At 49.0% G+C, this 16,535-nt stretch carries 13 protein-coding genes; 9 read left to right on the forward strand and 4 right to left on the reverse strand.

Going from position 1 to position 16,535, the window contains the following annotated elements; all coding sequences use genetic code 11:
• Window positions 1-74: 74 nt before the first annotated feature.
• The 9 genes from def to ACO6V5_RS19750 all read left to right on the forward strand — a co-directional run bounded on the left by def (window position 75) and on the right by ACO6V5_RS19750 (window position 10,950).
• Window positions 75-584 carry a peptide deformylase gene (gene def / locus ACO6V5_RS19710; RefSeq protein ID WP_422136086.1) on the forward strand — a complete coding sequence of 170 codons (510 nt, stop codon included), beginning with the start codon at window positions 75-77 and terminating at the stop codon, window positions 582-584.
• 126 nt (window positions 585-710) lie between these two features.
• On the forward strand, window positions 711-1,658 hold the full coding sequence (fmt, locus tag ACO6V5_RS19715) for a methionyl-tRNA formyltransferase (protein WP_422136085.1): 948 nt from the start codon (window positions 711-713) through the stop codon (window positions 1,656-1,658).
• Window positions 1,658-3,034, forward strand: coding sequence for a 16S rRNA (cytosine(967)-C(5))-methyltransferase RsmB (gene rsmB / locus ACO6V5_RS19720; RefSeq protein WP_422413496.1), 1,377 nt, complete (start codon window positions 1,658-1,660; stop codon window positions 3,032-3,034). The genes fmt and rsmB overlap by 1 nt, the downstream gene beginning before the upstream one ends.
• Complete coding sequence (trkA, locus tag ACO6V5_RS19725) at window positions 3,031-4,404, forward strand: Trk system potassium transporter TrkA (RefSeq protein WP_422136083.1); 1,374 nt, start codon at window positions 3,031-3,033, stop codon at window positions 4,402-4,404. Before rsmB ends, trkA begins: the two co-directional genes overlap by 4 nt.
• Before the next feature lie 346 nt (window positions 4,405-4,750).
• A complete protein-coding gene (locus ACO6V5_RS19730; RefSeq protein ID WP_422136082.1) occupies window positions 4,751-6,199 on the forward strand; it encodes a TrkH family potassium uptake protein in 1,449 nt (482 codons plus the stop codon).
• Window positions 6,200-6,419: 220 nt separating this feature from the next.
• On the forward strand, window positions 6,420-7,385 hold the full coding sequence (gene glyQ, locus ACO6V5_RS19735) for a glycine--tRNA ligase subunit alpha (protein WP_422413029.1): 966 nt from the start codon (window positions 6,420-6,422) through the stop codon (window positions 7,383-7,385).
• A complete protein-coding gene (glyS, locus tag ACO6V5_RS19740) occupies window positions 7,385-9,502 on the forward strand; it encodes a glycine--tRNA ligase subunit beta (protein ID WP_422136080.1) in 2,118 nt (705 codons plus the stop codon). The genes glyQ and glyS overlap by 1 nt, the downstream gene beginning before the upstream one ends.
• Window positions 9,503-9,632: 130 nt before the next feature.
• Window positions 9,633-10,193 carry a D-glycero-beta-D-manno-heptose 1,7-bisphosphate 7-phosphatase gene (gmhB, locus tag ACO6V5_RS19745; RefSeq protein WP_422136079.1) on the forward strand — a complete coding sequence of 187 codons (561 nt, stop codon included), beginning with the start codon at window positions 9,633-9,635 and terminating at the stop codon, window positions 10,191-10,193.
• 16 nt (window positions 10,194-10,209) lie between these two features.
• Entirely contained in the window at window positions 10,210-10,950 is a 741-nt protein-coding gene (locus ACO6V5_RS19750) for a lysophospholipid acyltransferase family protein (protein ID WP_422413026.1), read from the forward strand.
• A 71-nt stretch (window positions 10,951-11,021) separates the two neighbouring features.
• Here the strand turns inward: ACO6V5_RS19750 and lpcA are convergent, their stop codons facing one another.
• The 4 genes from lpcA to dnaN form a co-directional block, all read right to left on the reverse strand.
• Window positions 11,022-11,600, reverse strand: coding sequence for a D-sedoheptulose 7-phosphate isomerase (gene lpcA, locus ACO6V5_RS19755; protein ID WP_422136077.1), 579 nt, complete (start codon window positions 11,598-11,600; stop codon window positions 11,022-11,024).
• A 145-nt stretch (window positions 11,601-11,745) separates the two neighbouring features.
• Window positions 11,746-14,160 carry a DNA topoisomerase (ATP-hydrolyzing) subunit B gene (gyrB, locus tag ACO6V5_RS19760; protein WP_422136076.1) on the reverse strand — a complete coding sequence of 805 codons (2,415 nt, stop codon included), beginning with the start codon at window positions 14,158-14,160 and terminating at the stop codon, window positions 11,746-11,748.
• A complete protein-coding gene (recF, locus tag ACO6V5_RS19765; RefSeq protein ID WP_422413023.1) occupies window positions 14,153-15,307 on the reverse strand; it encodes a DNA replication/repair protein RecF in 1,155 nt (384 codons plus the stop codon). The genes gyrB and recF overlap by 8 nt, the downstream gene beginning before the upstream one ends.
• A gap of 121 nt (window positions 15,308-15,428) precedes the next feature.
• On the reverse strand, window positions 15,429-16,532 hold the full coding sequence (gene dnaN, locus ACO6V5_RS19770) for a DNA polymerase III subunit beta (protein ID WP_422136074.1): 1,104 nt from the start codon (window positions 16,530-16,532) through the stop codon (window positions 15,429-15,431).
• Between the last annotated feature and the right edge of the window lie 3 nt (window positions 16,533-16,535).

A 16,535-nucleotide genomic window follows, 5' to 3' on the forward strand; every position in this document is an offset into this window, starting at 1 on the left:
ACTTAAAACTACCTATATACCTAAAAGAAATTTAAAATTACTTTTTAATTTAATGAAACAGCTTGAGAATCCCCATGGCGCTTCTGGAAATCCTTCAATACCCTGACGAAAGACTTCGCACTATTGCTGAGCCCGTGGCCGAGGTAAACGACGATATTCGTAAAATCGTCGATGACATGCTGGAAACTATGTACCAATCCAAAGGCGTTGGTCTGGCAGCCACTCAGGTCGATATTCATCTGCGCATAGTGGTGATGGACTTTTCCGATGATGGCAACGAACCAATGGTTCTGATCAATCCAACATTCGAACCTCTGACCGAAGAGTTGACGGATCTGTCTGAAGGCTGCCTGTCCATCCCGGGATTCTTCGAGCTGCTGGATCGCCCGGCTGAGATTCGTCTGACCGCACTGGACAGAGACGGAAACGAGTACTCAAAAGACCTGGATGGTCTGGCTGCTGTCTGCGTACAGCATGAGCTGGATCACCTGAATGGCAAACTGTTTGTGGACTATCTGTCCCGACTGAAGCAAGAACGTATTCGCAAAAAGCTGGTGAAGAACAAGCGCCTTGCCACAGCTTAATGACTCTGATGATCTCCCGGATAATGCAGGAAAAGCCGCTCCGGGGGACTCAGATTTTACTCAGGCCCTTACTTTATCTATCATCGCCGCCATCCCAATCGTTCTGTCGAGCCTTTAGAAAACCTAATGAAAAGTCTTCGTATTGTCTTTGCCGGTACTCCGGATTTTGCCAGCGCCCACCTTCAGGCGGTTCTGGACAGTCAGCATGAAGTCATTGCCGTATACACCCAGCCCGACAGACCGGCGGGACGAGGCAGAAAACTCAAGCCCAGCCCGGTGAAAGCGCTGGCGTTGCAACATGACATCCCGGTGTTTCAGCCACAATCTCTGAAAAAAGATGACGCAGCCCGGGAACAACTCGCTGCGCTCAAACCCGATCTGATGATTGTAGTGGCCTATGGTTTGATACTTCCGAAAAGTGTTCTGGAGATTCCAACCTTTGGTTGCATCAATGTGCATGGATCAATTCTGCCACGCTGGCGTGGAGCAGCTCCTATTCAACGGGCTATTGCTGCGGGTGATGAAGAGTCCGGTGTCACCATCATGCAGATGGATGAAGGTCTGGATACTGGCGATATGCTGGTTAAAGCCCGCTGTCCGATTCACACAACAGACACATCTTCCGATTTGCATGACCGTCTGATCGAAGTAGGGCAGCCGGCTCTGATTGAAGCCGTCAATGCTATTGCTCAAGGCACTATCCGTGCAGAAAAGCAGGATGATGGTAATGCTTGTTACGCCCATAAAATGAGCAAGGAGGAAGCCCGTATTCAATGGAACAGATCAGCAACTGATCTTGATTGTATGATACGGGCATTCAACCCTTGGCCAGTGGCGACAACAGAGCTGGAAGGTAATGCCATTCGGGTCTGGGAGGCAAAGCCTGTTACAGGAAACCATGATTTGGCACCCGGCACCCTGATCAAGGCTGACAAATCAGGCCTGGATATTGCTACTGAAGAAGGCATACTGCGTCTCACTAACGTGCAATTGTCTGGCAGCCGTGCCATGCCAGTGCAGGACCTGCTCAACAGCCGCAGGGATATGTTTGTACCCGGGAAAAAATTCAACTGATGGCCAAGCAATCTTCCGTTCGACTGGCGGCAGCCAAAGTAATCAGCCGCGTTGTTTCCGGTGAATCCCTGAGCCAGGTATTACCTGAATATCAGCAAGCCCTGCGCAAGAAAGACCAACCGCTTCTGGCAGAGCTCTCTTACGGCACACTGCGTTACTATTTTCGACTGGATAGCTGGCTCAGCACCCTGATGGACAAACCGCTGAAAGCAAAAGAGCAGACGATTCACAGTCTGATTCTGGTAGGGCTCTACCAGTTGTTCTACACCCGCATTCCGGCACACGCCGCTATTGGGGAGACCGTTCAGGTCACCCGCATGATGGGTAAAGCCTGGGCCCGAGGTCTTGTGAATGGTGTTCTGCGCTCTGCACAGCGTCAGGAAGAAGCGCTCAATGCACTGGCTGAATCCAACGACATTTGTCTTACAGCTCACCCCCAATGGCTGGTCGGCAAAATCCGCAATGCCTGGCCCGGGCACTGGCAGGATATCACCCGGGCCAATAATCAGTCTCCACCTATGACCTTGCGGGTCAATGAGCGGCATTTAAAGCGTGATCGATACCTGAAAAAATTACTGGATGACTGCATTCAGGCTTCGTCTTCTCGGGTGTCTCCCCAGGCAATAACCCTGACGCGGGCTCTCCCGGTGGATCAGCTGCCCGGCTTTTCGGACGGTGTGGTCAGTGTTCAGGATGAATCTGCTCAGCTTTCCGGAAACCTGTTGCCTGTCAAAAAAGGTGACAAGGTTCTCGATGCCTGCTGTGCTCCGGGAGGCAAAACCTGCCAGCTGCTGGAAATGTTCCCGGGCATTGAACTCGATGCTCTGGATATAGATGAGAAGCGACTGGCTCGTGTGCAGGAAAATCTGGATCGTATTGGCCTGAAGGCCCGACTCATGACAGGTGATGGTGCTCAGCCCGAGCAGTGGTGGGATGGACAGAGTTACGATCATATTCTGCTGGACGCCCCCTGCTCGGCAACCGGTGTCATCCGCCGCCATCCGGATATTAAACTGCTTCGCAAACCCGAAGACATTGATGCATTGGCTGAGCTTCAAGGCAAGATTCTTAATACCATGTGGTCGTTGCTCAAGCCCGGTGGCACACTGCTCTACGCAACCTGTTCCATCATGCCTGCTGAAAACAGCAAACAGATTGCCGCCTTCCTCGAACATCAGGAAGACGCCGTACTGCAACCCTTTCCAGGAGAATGGGGACTGGATACCGGCTTTGGCCGACAGATTCTGCCCGGTTCAGGTGACGGTTTTTTCTACAGCCTGCTGAAAAAAGTGGACCATGATTCTGACGAAACCATTGAGCACTCTGAGCAGACAAACAGCCTTCAGCCAATAAAAAGCCATCAGGAAAGTCTATGAAAATCATCATTCTCGGTGCCGGACAAGTAGGCGGAACCCTGGCTGAAAACCTGGCCAGTGAAGAGAACGACATCACGGTAGTGGATGCCAACGGAGAGCTTCTCAGAGAGTTGCAGGATCGTATTGATATCCGGACTATTCAGGGTATGGCCTCCTTCCCCTCTGTACTCAAACAGGCCGGTGCTGATGATGCTGACATGCTGGTGGCGGTAACCAACAGCGATGAAGTGAACATGGTGGCCTGCCAGATTGCCTATACCCTGTTTCACACACCTTCCAAGATTGCCCGTATTCGTCAGGCGGCTTATCTGAACAGGGATAAACTGTTTGGCGATGATGCTATGCCCATCGACGTATTGATCAGCCCCGAGCAGGTGGTGACCAACTACATTCGACGCCTTCTTGAACGTCCCGGTGCTCTTCAGGTTCTCGACTTTGCCGATGGCCGTGCCCAGCTGGTGGCCATGAGAGCCTATTATGGCGGTCCATTGGTCGGGCAGGAGTTGCGCTACCTGCGTGAACATATGCCCAACGTTGACACCCGTGTGGCTGCAATTTTCCGCCGTGGCAAGGCCATCATGCCCAAGGGGACCACAGTGATCGAGGCCGACGATGAAGTATTCTTCATCGCCGACCGCTGTCATATCCGGGCTGTCATGAGTGAACTGCAGAGGCTGGATGATGATTACAAACGCATCATCATTGCCGGTGGCGGTAACATTGGTTTGCGCCTTGCTCAGTCGGCTGAAAATGATTTCAAGGTAAAAATCATTGAGCAGAATATGGAGCGCTGTCAGTTCCTGTCTGAGACGCTGATCAAAGCCATGGTTTTCAATGGCAATGCATCCGATAAAGAGCTGCTGATTTCTGAAAACATCGAAGAGACGGATGTCTTTTGTGCCCTGACCAACGATGATGAAGCCAACGTCATGGCCGCTATGCTGGCTAAACGACTGGGCGCCCGAAAAGTCATGGCCCTGATCAATAACCCTGCCTACGTTGATCTGGTCCAGGGCGGCGAGATAGATATTGCGATTTCTCCACAGCAGGCCACCATCGGCAGTCTTCTTAAACACGTACGAAGAGGGGACGTTGTCAATGTTCACTCACTTCGTCGTGGTGCAGCAGAAGCCATTGAAGCCATTGCCCATGGCGATGAAAATTCATCCAGAGTCGTCGGTAAAACGGTTCAACAGGTCGTGCTGCCCCCCGGAACAACCATCGGAGCCATAGTCAGAAACGATGAAGTGTTGATTGCGCACGACACTACTCGTATAGAGTCCGGGGATCATATCATTCTGTTCCTGACCAACAAGAAACGTATTCACGAAGTAGAACAACTCTTTCAGGTTGGACTGGGGTTCTTTTAAACGATACATTTCGACATTAGAGTCAGCGGTTTATTTTTTACCAGACTTGAAAAATGACACCCATGACTAGGAGCCTGACCGAGAATAGCGCCCGTAGCGAGGACGGCAGAAAATTGAGTATGAAAATTCGGTTTTGTGAGGAGAATAGCGAGCTATTTGACGAACAAAAGCGGATTTTCAGACCAATTTGCTGCCGCCGCAGTAGGGCAGTCTATTCTCGGTCAGGCTCCTAGGAGGTATTACCGCATCTGGGGGGTCCGATGGGGTGGTACCAGTCTTGTGTACTTATTGATAATTGAATCAGACGGCATGGCCGTTGTCTGTATAACTAGAAAAACAGGGTCTTATGCAGTTTTCTGTCGTTTTGCCCGTCCTGGGTATTCTCTTGATGCTATTCAGCTTCTCCAGTCTTCCACCTCTGGCAGTGGCGATGATCTATGGGGAATCTGAAATTTCACTGTTTTTATATACTTTTTTTCTGACTTTTCTTATCGGTTTCTTATTTTGGTTTCCCTTCAGAAAAATTAAATCGGACCTTCGCCCCCGTGACGGCTTTATTATCACTGTTCTTTTCTGGGTGGTCCTGGGAGGCATGGGTTCCCTGCCACTTTTATTAATGACAGACCCGGGACTCAGCGTCACTGATGCCCTATTCGAGTCCATGTCGGGCCTGACCACCACTGGCGCTACGATACTGACGGGCATCGATCACCTGCCCAAATCGATCCTCTTTTATCGCCAGCAACTGCAGTGGCTGGGAGGCATGGGGATCATTGTTCTGGCTGTCGCTATCATGCCTATGCTGGGCGTCGGAGGGATGCAGCTTTATCGGACAGAAACGCCGGGACCTATAAAGGACAACAAGCTGACGCCCCGAATTAAAGAAACCGCGAAAGCACTCTGGCTGCTCTACGTGACATTAACGGCAGTGTGTGCCCTGGGTTACTGGCTGGCAGGTATGAACCTTTTTGATGCTGTGAGCCATAGCTTTTCGACCATAGCCATTGGTGGATTCTCAACCCACGATGCCAGTATTGGCTATTTTGAATCACCACTGATTAATGCCACGGCTACTTTCTTTATGCTGGTAGCCGGTATTAACTTTGCCCTCCACTTTTTCGCCTGGCGCAATAAATCTACTTACCATTACTGGAAAGACCCTGAGTTTCGCACTTACCTGCTGATCCTTCTGGTGGTTTCATTGATTACAGTGGCAGGGCTCTACTTCTCTGCCACTTATGATCTGGCAGACTCCCTCGATTACGGTATTTTTGAGGTGGTTTCTGCTGCCACGACGACCGGTTATGCCACCAGCGGTTTCTCAGCCTGGCCAACATTCCTGCCACTTCTTCTCTTTATGACCAGTTTTATCGGGGGATGTGCAGGCTCGACGGCAGGAGGGATTAAGGTGATTCGTGTACTGCTGATCTTCAAACAGGGTGTAAGAGAACTTCGTCGTCTGGTTCATCCTAACGCCGTTTACTCCATCAAACTCGGTGGCAAGGCTGTTCACAGCCGAGTCGGTGAGGCGGTCTGGGGGTTCTTTGCCGCCTATGTATTCCTGTTTGCCGTTATGATACTGGCTGTGATGGCAACGGGTGTTGATTTGACTACCGCTTTTTCTACCGTCGCTTCCAGCATGAATAACCTGGGCCCCGCCCTGGGAGAAGCCGCCGAAAACTACAGCACGCTTCCTGATACCGCGAAATGGATTCTCTGTTTTGCCATGCTGCTGGGTCGTCTGGAAATCTTCACACTGCTGGTACTATTCACACCCACATTCTGGAAATACTGAGACGGGAAAAGTTATTCACAACAGCTAACAGCTTATCCACATTTTCTTCAGAACTCCATGATCCTGTCCCGTGGAGTTTTCCGGATATTATTACCCTCTTATTCACAACGACCTCATTTCCAGAGGGATACAACGGTATCCGCTCCAGAGCCAAAACGTTATAATCCGCTGCTGTTTCCAGAAAATTAAAGCCTAATTTGAGCCTCCATGAGGTAGTACTGTGACTTCTCAAAGCACGCCTGATATCAAGACATTCCAGGGCCTTATTTTGGCCCTTCAGCAGTTCTGGGCTCGCCAGGGCTGTGTCATTATGCAGCCGCTGGACATGGAAGTGGGTGCAGGCACCTTCCATCCAGCGACGTTCCTTCGCGCTATCGGTCCGGAAAACTGGAATTCTGCCTATGTGCAGCCCAGCCGTCGTCCAACAGATGGTCGTTATGGTGAGAACCCAAACCGTCTTCAGCACTACTATCAGTTTCAGGTGGTAATGAAACCTTCTCCGGATAACATTCAGGAACTTTACCTGGACTCCCTGAGAGAGCTGGGCATTGATCCACTGGTGCATGACCTTCGCTTTGTAGAGGACAACTGGGAATCCCCCACACTGGGCGCCTGGGGTCTGGGCTGGGAGGTTTGGATGAATGGCATGGAAGTCACACAGTTCACCTACTTCCAGCAAGTGGGTGGTATTGAGTGCTATCCGGTGACTGGTGAGATCACCTACGGTCTTGAGCGTCTGGCCATGTACATTCAGGGTGTTGATAACGTCTACGATCTGGTTTGGACTGGAGGCCCACAGGGCACAGTATCTTATGGCGACGTCTTCCATCAGCAGGAAGTAGAGATGTCTACTTTCAACTTTGAACATGCTGACACTCAGGAACTGTTCCATCAGTTCGATTTTTATGAAGGTGAATCAAGACGTCTGGTCGAAGCTGGCCTGCCTCTGCCTGCCTATGAGTACGTCTTGAAAGCTTCCCATACATTCAACCTTCTGGACGCCCGCCACGCCATCTCGGTGACAGAGCGTCAACGCTTTATTCTGCGAGTCAGAACGCTCGCCAGAGCTGTAGCCAAAGCCTACTTTGACGCTCGCCATAACCTCGGCTTCCCGCTGGCCAGTGAGGATATCCGCTCAGAAGTTCTGGCCAGTCTGAAAGACAGCAAGACACAGGAGAAGAAGTAATGAGTCAGAAAGATTTCCTGGTCGAGCTGGGAACAGAAGAGCTGCCTCCAAAAGCGCTTAAAAGCCTTTCCAATGCTTTCACTCGCGGCATTGTTGATCGCCTGAAGAGTGCTCAGCTGTCTTTTGACAGTTATGAAGCCTTTGCCGCACCTCGTCGTCTGGCTTTGCTGATAAAAGGGCTGGAAACGGCTCAGCCTGATCAGCAGCTTGAGCGCCGCGGCCCTGCTATAAAAGCCGCCTTCAACGCAGAAGGCAAGGCCACTAAAGCAGCCGAGGGTTTTGCCCGTTCTAATGGAGTGTCTGTCGACCAGCTGGAGAGGCTGGAAACCGATAAAGGTGCCTGGCTTGTCTATCGTGGGGTTCAGCAAGGTTCCGACACCACTCAACTGCTGCCAGACATGGTCAGTCAGTCTCTCAATGAACTGCCTATTCCCAGGAGAATGCGCTGGGGTGCGCAGCGCACCGAGTTTGTTCGCCCTGTCCACTGGTTAGTCATGCTGATGGGTGGAGAGGTAGTCAATTGCGAAATTCTGGGCCTGAAATCAGGTAACCAGACTCGAGGCCACCGATTCCATGGGAACCAGCCTCTGACCATTAACCAGCCTGCCGATTATCAGAACCTTCTGAAAGAGCAGGGTAAGGTGATGGCTCTCTTTGAAGAAAGACGCAGTCTCATTAAAACACAGGTAACGGAGCTGGCTGCCGGATTAGGTGGCGAAGCGGTTATCGATGAAGACCTTCTGGATGAAGTGACCGCTTTGAATGAGTGGCCTGTGGCTCTGTCCGGTCGTTTTGATGAAGAATTCCTGGAAGTCCCTGCTGAAGCCCTGATTTCTTCCATGAAGGAGCATCAGAAGTATTTCCACGTCCTGTCAAAAGAGCTATCTCGGGAAGGAACATTGCTTCCCCATTTTATAACCATTGCAAATATCGAGAGCCTGAAGCCTGAACACGTAGTATCCGGTAACGAACGGGTAATAAGACCTCGCCTCGCAGATGCCAAATTTTTCTTTGATACAGACAAAAAAAACACGCTTGAAGCACGCAGGGAGACCCTGAAACCCATCGTTTTCCAGGCACAGCTGGGATCGCTGTTCGATAAGAGCGACCGCATTGCAAAACTGGCGGGTTTTATCGCTAAACAGGAAGGTGGGCAGGAACAGCTGGCTGTCCGAGCCGGAGAACTCTGCAAATCAGATCTGACTTCAGAAATGGTTTTGGAATTCCCGGAGCTGCAGGGCATCATGGGGCAATACTACGGTGCAAACGATGGTGAACCACAAGAGGTATGCCTCGCTCTGAACGAACAGTACATGCCACGCTTTGCAGGTGATGAGCTACCCTCTAGCCTGACAGGTTGTGCCGTAGCGATTGCTGACAAAATCGATACCATCACCGGCATCTTTGGCATCAATCAGCCACCTTCAGGCAATAAAGATCCGTTTGCTCTGAGAAGGGCCACCCTGGGTGTCCTGCGAATTATTGTTGAGAAGAAGCTGGATCTGGACCTGCGTGATCTCATTAATCAGTCTGTCGAAGGTTATCAATCACAAGGGGTTGAGCTGCCAGCAGCCAGCGGAAAAGCTTTAGCAAATAATGAAGAGCTGGCAGAAACTGTTCTGGATTTCATGCTGGAGCGTTTCCGCTCCTGGTATCATGACGAACAGATTCCTGTTGAAGTCTTCCTTTCTGTTAAGGCCCTGAAACCATCCCGCCCCTTCGACTTTGATCAACGTGTCAAGGCAGTGCATCGCTTTAGTCAGATGGTCGAAGCCGAAACCCTTTCTGCAGCCAACAAGCGTGTTTCCAACATTCTGGCAAAAGCCGGAGATCTGGTCATTCCTGACTCCGTTGACCCTGCACTGATGACAGAAGCCGCAGAAAAGGCTCTGGCCACAGCGCTGGCCGACAGTAAAGAAAAAGCTGCACCGATTCTGGAACAGAGACAATACACAGTCGCTATGGAAAGTCTGGCGCCACTGAAGGACTCTGTAGACCGCTTCTTTGATGAAGTATTGGTCAATGCTGAAGATCAGCAGGTTCGTTTGAACCGCTATGCTCTTTTGAAACAATTACGCAGCCTTTTCTTACACGTTGCGGATATTTCATTACTGTAGGTTGCACTCGGGACTGCCTTTGTTGCAGAAATTCTGACTAAAGCTTGATAAAGTGGAGTGCGGCATTTATGCCGCACTTTTTCTATCTTTTGGAAAAGTTTTTCAGGTATGAAGCCTGCTGACTGAAATTATGAGTAAACTGATCATTCTTGACCGCGACGGAGTCATCAATAAAGACTCCGATCACTACATTCGTTCGGTGGCTGAGTGGATTCCTCTACCAGGCAGTATTGAAGCCATCGCCAGACTGAGCAGGGCAGGGTATTCCATTGCCATTGCAACCAACCAGTCAGGCCTTGCCAGAGGTTACTTTACTCAAGAAACCCTTGAGGCCATGCATCAGAAAATGCTGGATCTGTTAGCCTTGGAAGGAGGCAAGATAGATTGTATTCGATACTGCCCCCATGGCCCTGACGATCAATGTCGCTGCAGAAAGCCTTTGCCTGGCATGATTGAACAGATCGAAGAAGCCCTGAACATACCCGCATCATCTGCCTGGGTGGTCGGGGATTCTCTCAGAGACCTTCAGGCAGGGCAGGCAATGGGGTGCAATGTAGCTCTGGTGAAAACCGGCAAGGGTGTCAGAACGATGAATAAAGGGGAAGGCCTCCATAATGTACCAGTATTTGAAGACCTGGCTGCATTTACCCGCTTTATTCTCGAACCGTCACAGGTCAGTATTCAAGGATAAACAAGATAGGTTTTAAATGACATTCGTCGTTCAATATATAAGAACAGCGTTATTTTATTTTCTGCTGGCCACCTTCACCGTTTTCTGGTCCATTTTACTGTTTTTTGCTATTCCTTTTGTTCCTGTTAATAGACGCCACAAATTATTGGTGAAGTACTGGGCGATGATGGCTATGGGACTGGCCAGATTTATCTGTGGGATAAAGTATGAAGTGCACGGGAAGGAAAATATTCCTGATACACCCTGTGTCATGATCAGTAATCACCAGAGCACCTGGGAAACCTTTTTCCTGCAGATGCTTTTCAGTCCTCAGGCTCCGGTTCTTAAAAAAGAGTTATTTAAGATTCCATTCTTTGGCTGGGCAATCAGACTCATTAAACCGATCGCTATTAATCGCGATGACCCCAGGGCCGCATTAAATGATGTAGTAGAGCAGGGTACTGATGCCTTACACAACGGTCGTTGGGTTCTTATTTTTCCGGAAGGAACCCGCACCCCTAATGGTCAGTTAGGCAAATTTTCAAGAGGTGGTGTCAATCTGGCAAGAAAGGCCGGGGTTAATGTACTACCCATTGCCCATAATGCTGCTGCTTGCTGGCCTATGAACAGCTTTCTGAAAAAGCCCGGTACCATTCAGCTTCATATAGGAACGGTCATAGAAACCACAGACAGGACGGCGCTGGAGATTAATAATGAGGCTCGGAACTGGATTGCCAATACACTCGACAACATGAACGGGAAATCGAAACAGGTTTAAACAAAAACATCATTCATCACCGGGTATAGGGTAACAGGTGATGAATGATTTAGAGCCTTATCAAATGAGTATCAGGCAGCCATGTGTTTTTCAATCAATTGAATTATGATATGAATGACTTTGATGTGAATTTCCTGAATCCGGTCTGCATAACCAAAGTGGGGCACCCGGATTTCTATATCCGCCAGACCGTCCATTTTCCCACCATCCTTACCCGTCAGAAGAATCACTTTCATCCCTTTTTTTCGGGCTGCTTCAATCGCTTTTAAAATATTGCCAGAGTTACCACTGGTACTGAGCCCGAACAGTACATCACCTTCAAAGCCTACACCTTCAAGATAACGTGAGAATACATAGTCATAACCGTAATCGTTGGAGACACAGGACAAGTGACTGACATCAGAGATAGCAATGGCCGGGTAGGCAGGGCGGTTATCACGATAGCGACCAGTCAACTCTTCAGCAAAGTGCATGGCATCGCAATGGGAGCCTCCGTTACCACAGGAGATAACCTTTCCACCCTGCTTAAAGGATTCCGCCAACAGGCTCGCCGCACGGTCTATGGCATCAATACAGGTTTCATCATTGAGAAAACGCTCCAGAACCTGCTGGGCTTCTTCGAGTTCTGCACGAATTACTGAATGGTTCATGGCTATCAACTGTCGAATCAGAGGCCTAAAGTATACTGCTGATACATTAACGGCGCAGCATAACTTTATTTGCCCGGAAGAGGATTAATAGATTGGGCTCAGAGCCACTTTTCATGGCCCCCTGAGACCCTGTGAGGATGAGGTATTAAATGTCGAGATTAGCCACGTTCAACGCATTAGACTCAATAAAGTCTCTTCGAGGCTCAACCTGATCACCCATCAATGTATTGAAGATCTGGTCAGCTGCAATAGCATCTTCAATGGTCACCTTCAGCATTCTTCTTACTTCCGGATCCATGGTGGTTTCCCAAAGCTGTTCGGGATTCATCTCACCCAGACCCTTATAGCGCTGAATGTTGTGGCGTTTGGTCGATTCAGTCATCAGCCATTCCAGACCTTCCTCAAAGCTTTCTATCGCTTTTTTGCGCTCACCTTTCTGGATGAATGCGGTCTCTTCCAGCAAGCCTTGTAGCTTGGCTCCCAGGGCTTTGATAGAGCCGTAGTCTCCGGAACCAAAGAAGTCGACATTCCAGATATATTCAGTTGGCACACCGTGAGAAATGATAGTGACCTTGGGCAACCACACCTGATGCTCACGGTCTTCAAACAGCTCAAAGCTCATCTCACGACCAGCCAGCTTCAGCTCCTGAATGCGAGTATTCAGGGTATCCAGCCAGGACTGCATTTTTGTCTGGTCTTTCAAGTCTTCCTGGGAAACTGCATCCAGATAAATCATCTCTTTCATGATTTCAGAAGGGTAAATGCGAGACAGACGCTCAATGGTTGCAATGACTTTTCTGTATTCTTTTACCAGAGATTCCAGAGCTTCATCACCAATACCCGGTGCATTTTCATTGACATGCAGTGTGGCATTTTCCAGTGCAGACTGGGTTAAATAGTCATCCAGTGCAATATCGTCTTTCAGGTATTGCTCCTGTTTGCCTTTCTTCACTTTATAGAGAGGCGGCTGAGCAATATAGACATAGCCATTTTCAATCAATTCTGGCATCTGACGGAAGAAGAATGTCAATAGCAGGGTTCGAATGTGAGAGCCGTCAACATCAGCATCGGTCATGATGATGATGTTGTGGTAGCGCAGTTTCTCAATATTGAACTCTGTGCGACCAATGCCACACCCCATTGCGGTAATCAGGGTACCAACCTCCTGGGAGGAAAGCATTTTGTCAAAGCGTGCTTTTTCAACGTTCAGGATCTTACCTTTCAGTGGCAGGATGGCTTGTGTTTTCCGGTTTCGACCTTGTTTGGCAGAGCCCCCCGCAGAGTCACCCTCCACTATGTAAAGTTCGGAGAGAGCAGGGTCTTTTTCCTGACAGTCAGCCAACTTTCCGGGCAGTCCAGCTATGTCCAGAGCGCCTTTCCTGCGGGTCATTTCACGGGCCTTACGGGCCGCTTCACGGGCTCTGGCTGCATCCAGCATCTTGTTTACAACCGCTCGGGCTTCTTGTGGGTTTTCCATCAGATAGTCCGCAAGATAACTGCTCATCTCCTGCTCAACAGCTGTTTTCACTTCAGAAGAAACCAGCTTGTCCTTGGTCTGGGATGAGAATTTGGGGTCTGGAACCTTGACCGAAATAATCGCTGTGAGACCTTCACGAGCATCATCACCGGAAGTGGAAACTTTCTGGTTTTTAGCAAAACCTTCGCGCTCAATGTAGCTGTTCAGGTTTCGGGTCAGGGCGGCTCTGAAGCCGGCAAGGTGGGTACCACCATCACGCTGAGGAATGTTATTGGTGAAGCAAAAAATGTTTTCCTGAAAGCCATCATTCCACTGCAATGCCACCTCTACACCAATGCCATCTTCCCTTGTTTTTGTGAAGTGGAAGACCTTGTTGATATTGGTCTTATTGGTATTCAGATATTCAACGAATGCACTCAGACCACCGTCATAACGGAACTGATCTTCTTTACCTGTACGCTCATCAATCAAGCGGATAAAAACACCAGAGTTCAGGAAAGAGAGCTCTCTCAGTCTTTTTGCCAGAATGTCATAGCTGAACTGAATATTGGAGAAAGTCTCCTCAGAAGGTACAAAATGAACCTCTGTACCGCTCTTTTCAGTCTCTCCTATCACCTTCATAGATTCCTGTGGAACACCGTGAGAATAGACCTGCTGATGAACCTGACCATTCCTGCGAATGGTTAACTTGAGCTCTTTGGAAAGGGCGTTTACCACGGAAACACCAACACCGTGCAGACCACCAGAGACCTTATAGGTGTTGTCATCAAACTTACCGCCGGCATGGAGTACCGTCATGATCACTTCTGCGGCGGAGACACCTTCTTCTTCGTGGATATCTACAGGGATTCCCCGACCGTTATCACGAACGGTAATGGATTCATCCGGATGGATAATGACGGCAATTTCATCACAGAAGCCTGCCAAGGCCTCATCGATCGAGTTGTCTACCACCTCAAAAACCATGTGGTGAAGGCCGGTACCATCATCGGTATCACCAATGTACATGCCCGGGCGCTTACGAACTGCATCCAGACCTTTCAGCACTTTAATATTGGACGCATCGTAATTTTGTTCACTCATACTCTTTCTCCAGCGATTCAGTCTGGCGAATCTCACGCCCAGATTCCAAGTTCACAGATCCCTGTTTCACGTGAAACACTTTCAGATTGATTTCAGGCTCCCAGCAATCCACCAGTGCGCCCGGCTCTACGCAGGTAATAAATACCTGACTCTGCATATTCTGTAATATCTTGCACATAGCTTTTCTGTGAGGAGCGTCTAGCTCTGAAGGTAAATCATCCACAAGAAAAACACACTGGCTACGGGTCATTTTTGAAAAGAGATAACCTTGTGCCAGCTTTAACGCACAAACGACTAATTTCAGCTGACCACGAGAAAGAATATCAACGGCATTACTTCCTTCCAGACGCACCCTTATATCTGCTCGTTGTGGCCCTGATTGTGTGTATCCGGTCTGAAAATCACGAACTGTATTTTCTTTTAACACCTCAGCCAGACGTCGTTCTCTGTCCCAACCCCGGTAATAACTTATCTTGATATCACCCAGCGAGGTCAGCTGGTTTAGAACATCCTGAAAAACGGGTGTCAGTTGATCAAAGTATTGCTGTCTGAGTTGATCTACAGCCTCAGCCGCTTTTACCAGTTCCCCATCCCAGACAGACAGCTGAGATGAATAGGATGAACCCGTTATTTTACCATGCCGAAGCAAACTGTTCCGCTGTTTAAGCACTTTTTGAGTTCGCTTCCAAAGAGGTAAGAATTCATGGTGTTTCACGTGAAACACCCCCCAATCAAGAAACTGTCTTCTTTGCTTGGGTGAACCTTCCAAAAGTTTGAAAGTGTCGGGATTAATAATTTGTAAAGGTAGAAGTCTGGCCAACTCGGACGTTGACTTAAGCGTTTCACCTGCGACCCGAATTTGAAAATTCTCTTCTTCCATATCTCGGGAAACGCCAACCGGTATCAGTCGGTCATTATTGGATTGAATTTGCGCAAATACCGTGCACTTACCCTTTTTATGACGAATGACCGGCTTAAGTCTGGCACTTCGAAAAGATCGAGCCAAACCCAAGAGATGAATAGACTCAAGAATACTGGTTTTTCCACTGCCATTAAGACCGTAGAGAATATTGATATCCGGGGAAGGGGAGAAGGTAGCGGATGCCAGATTCCTGACATCCTTAATCATCAGCTTGTGAATCGTCATCGGCTTGAACAAACCTCAGAGATGAGACTTTTCACAACGGCTTTCAATGATAAGAGGACCTTTTTTTCTGAAAAGACCCAGAACACTAAAAAGGCCTTCAATGATGGTAAAAACACCTTCATTAAAGTCTCATAGGCATAACAACATAACTGGAATCACTGGCGTCAGACTCTTCCAGCAGGGCACTGCTATTAGGATCAGAAAGGGTAATCTTCACGGATTCACCTGAGATAACAGACAACACATCCAGCAAGTAACTGACGTTGAAGCCCATCTCCAGAGTTTCACCGTGGTATGCCAGACTGATTTCTTCTTCCGCTTCTTCCTGCTCAGGGTTATTTGCTATCACCTTTAGCAAGCCATCGGAAAGTATCAGGCGAATACCACGATACTTTTCATTGGAAAGAATGGAAGCACGTTGGAAAGCCTGACGAAGCTCCTGACGATCTCCAATAATAATCTTGTCACCACCACGGGGAATAACACGGTCATAATCCGGGAACTTCCCATCCACCAGCTTGGAGGTGAACATAAAGTCTCCGGTTTTCGCTCTGATATGGTTGGCACCCAAAGTAATATGAACCATCTCGTCTCCTTCTGTCAGAAGACGGGCCATCTCCATAATCCCCTTACGCGGGACGATAACCTGGTGACGGTCTTGCTGATTAATATCAGCATCAACGGTACACATAGCCAGACGATGGCCATCAGTAGCAACAAAACGCAGCGTATTCTGGCTGACTTCTATCAGCATACCATTCAGATAGTAACGAACGTCCTGTTGCGCCATGGCAAAGCCAGAACGATCAATCAATCGGCGCAAACGGCTCTGACCAATGGTAAAGGTCATTGAACCCGGTTCTTCGTCAATACTTGGGAATTCATTGGCGGGCAAAGTCGACAAAGTAAAACGAGAACGGCCTGCTTTCAGTTTGACTCGTTGATCATCCTGGGAAAACTCAATCAAAGCGTTTTCCGGAAGAGACTTACAGATATCCATCAGCTTCCTGGCTGGAACGGTAATTTCTCCGCCCTCAGAGACCTCATCCAGTGTCACTCTACCGACCAGTTCTACTTCCAGGTCAGTACCTGTCAGAGAGAGTTGATCACCGTCCACCACCATCAGGACGTTGGACAATACAGGTAGAGTCTGTCTGCGCTCAACAACACCCGCCACCAGTTGAAGTGGCTTGAGCAATGCTTCCCGATTAATGGTAAATTTCATCGC

This window comes from Endozoicomonas sp. ALD068 (assembly GCF_049310145.1).
Classification (GTDB): Bacteria; Pseudomonadota; Gammaproteobacteria; order Pseudomonadales; family Endozoicomonadaceae; genus Endozoicomonas_A.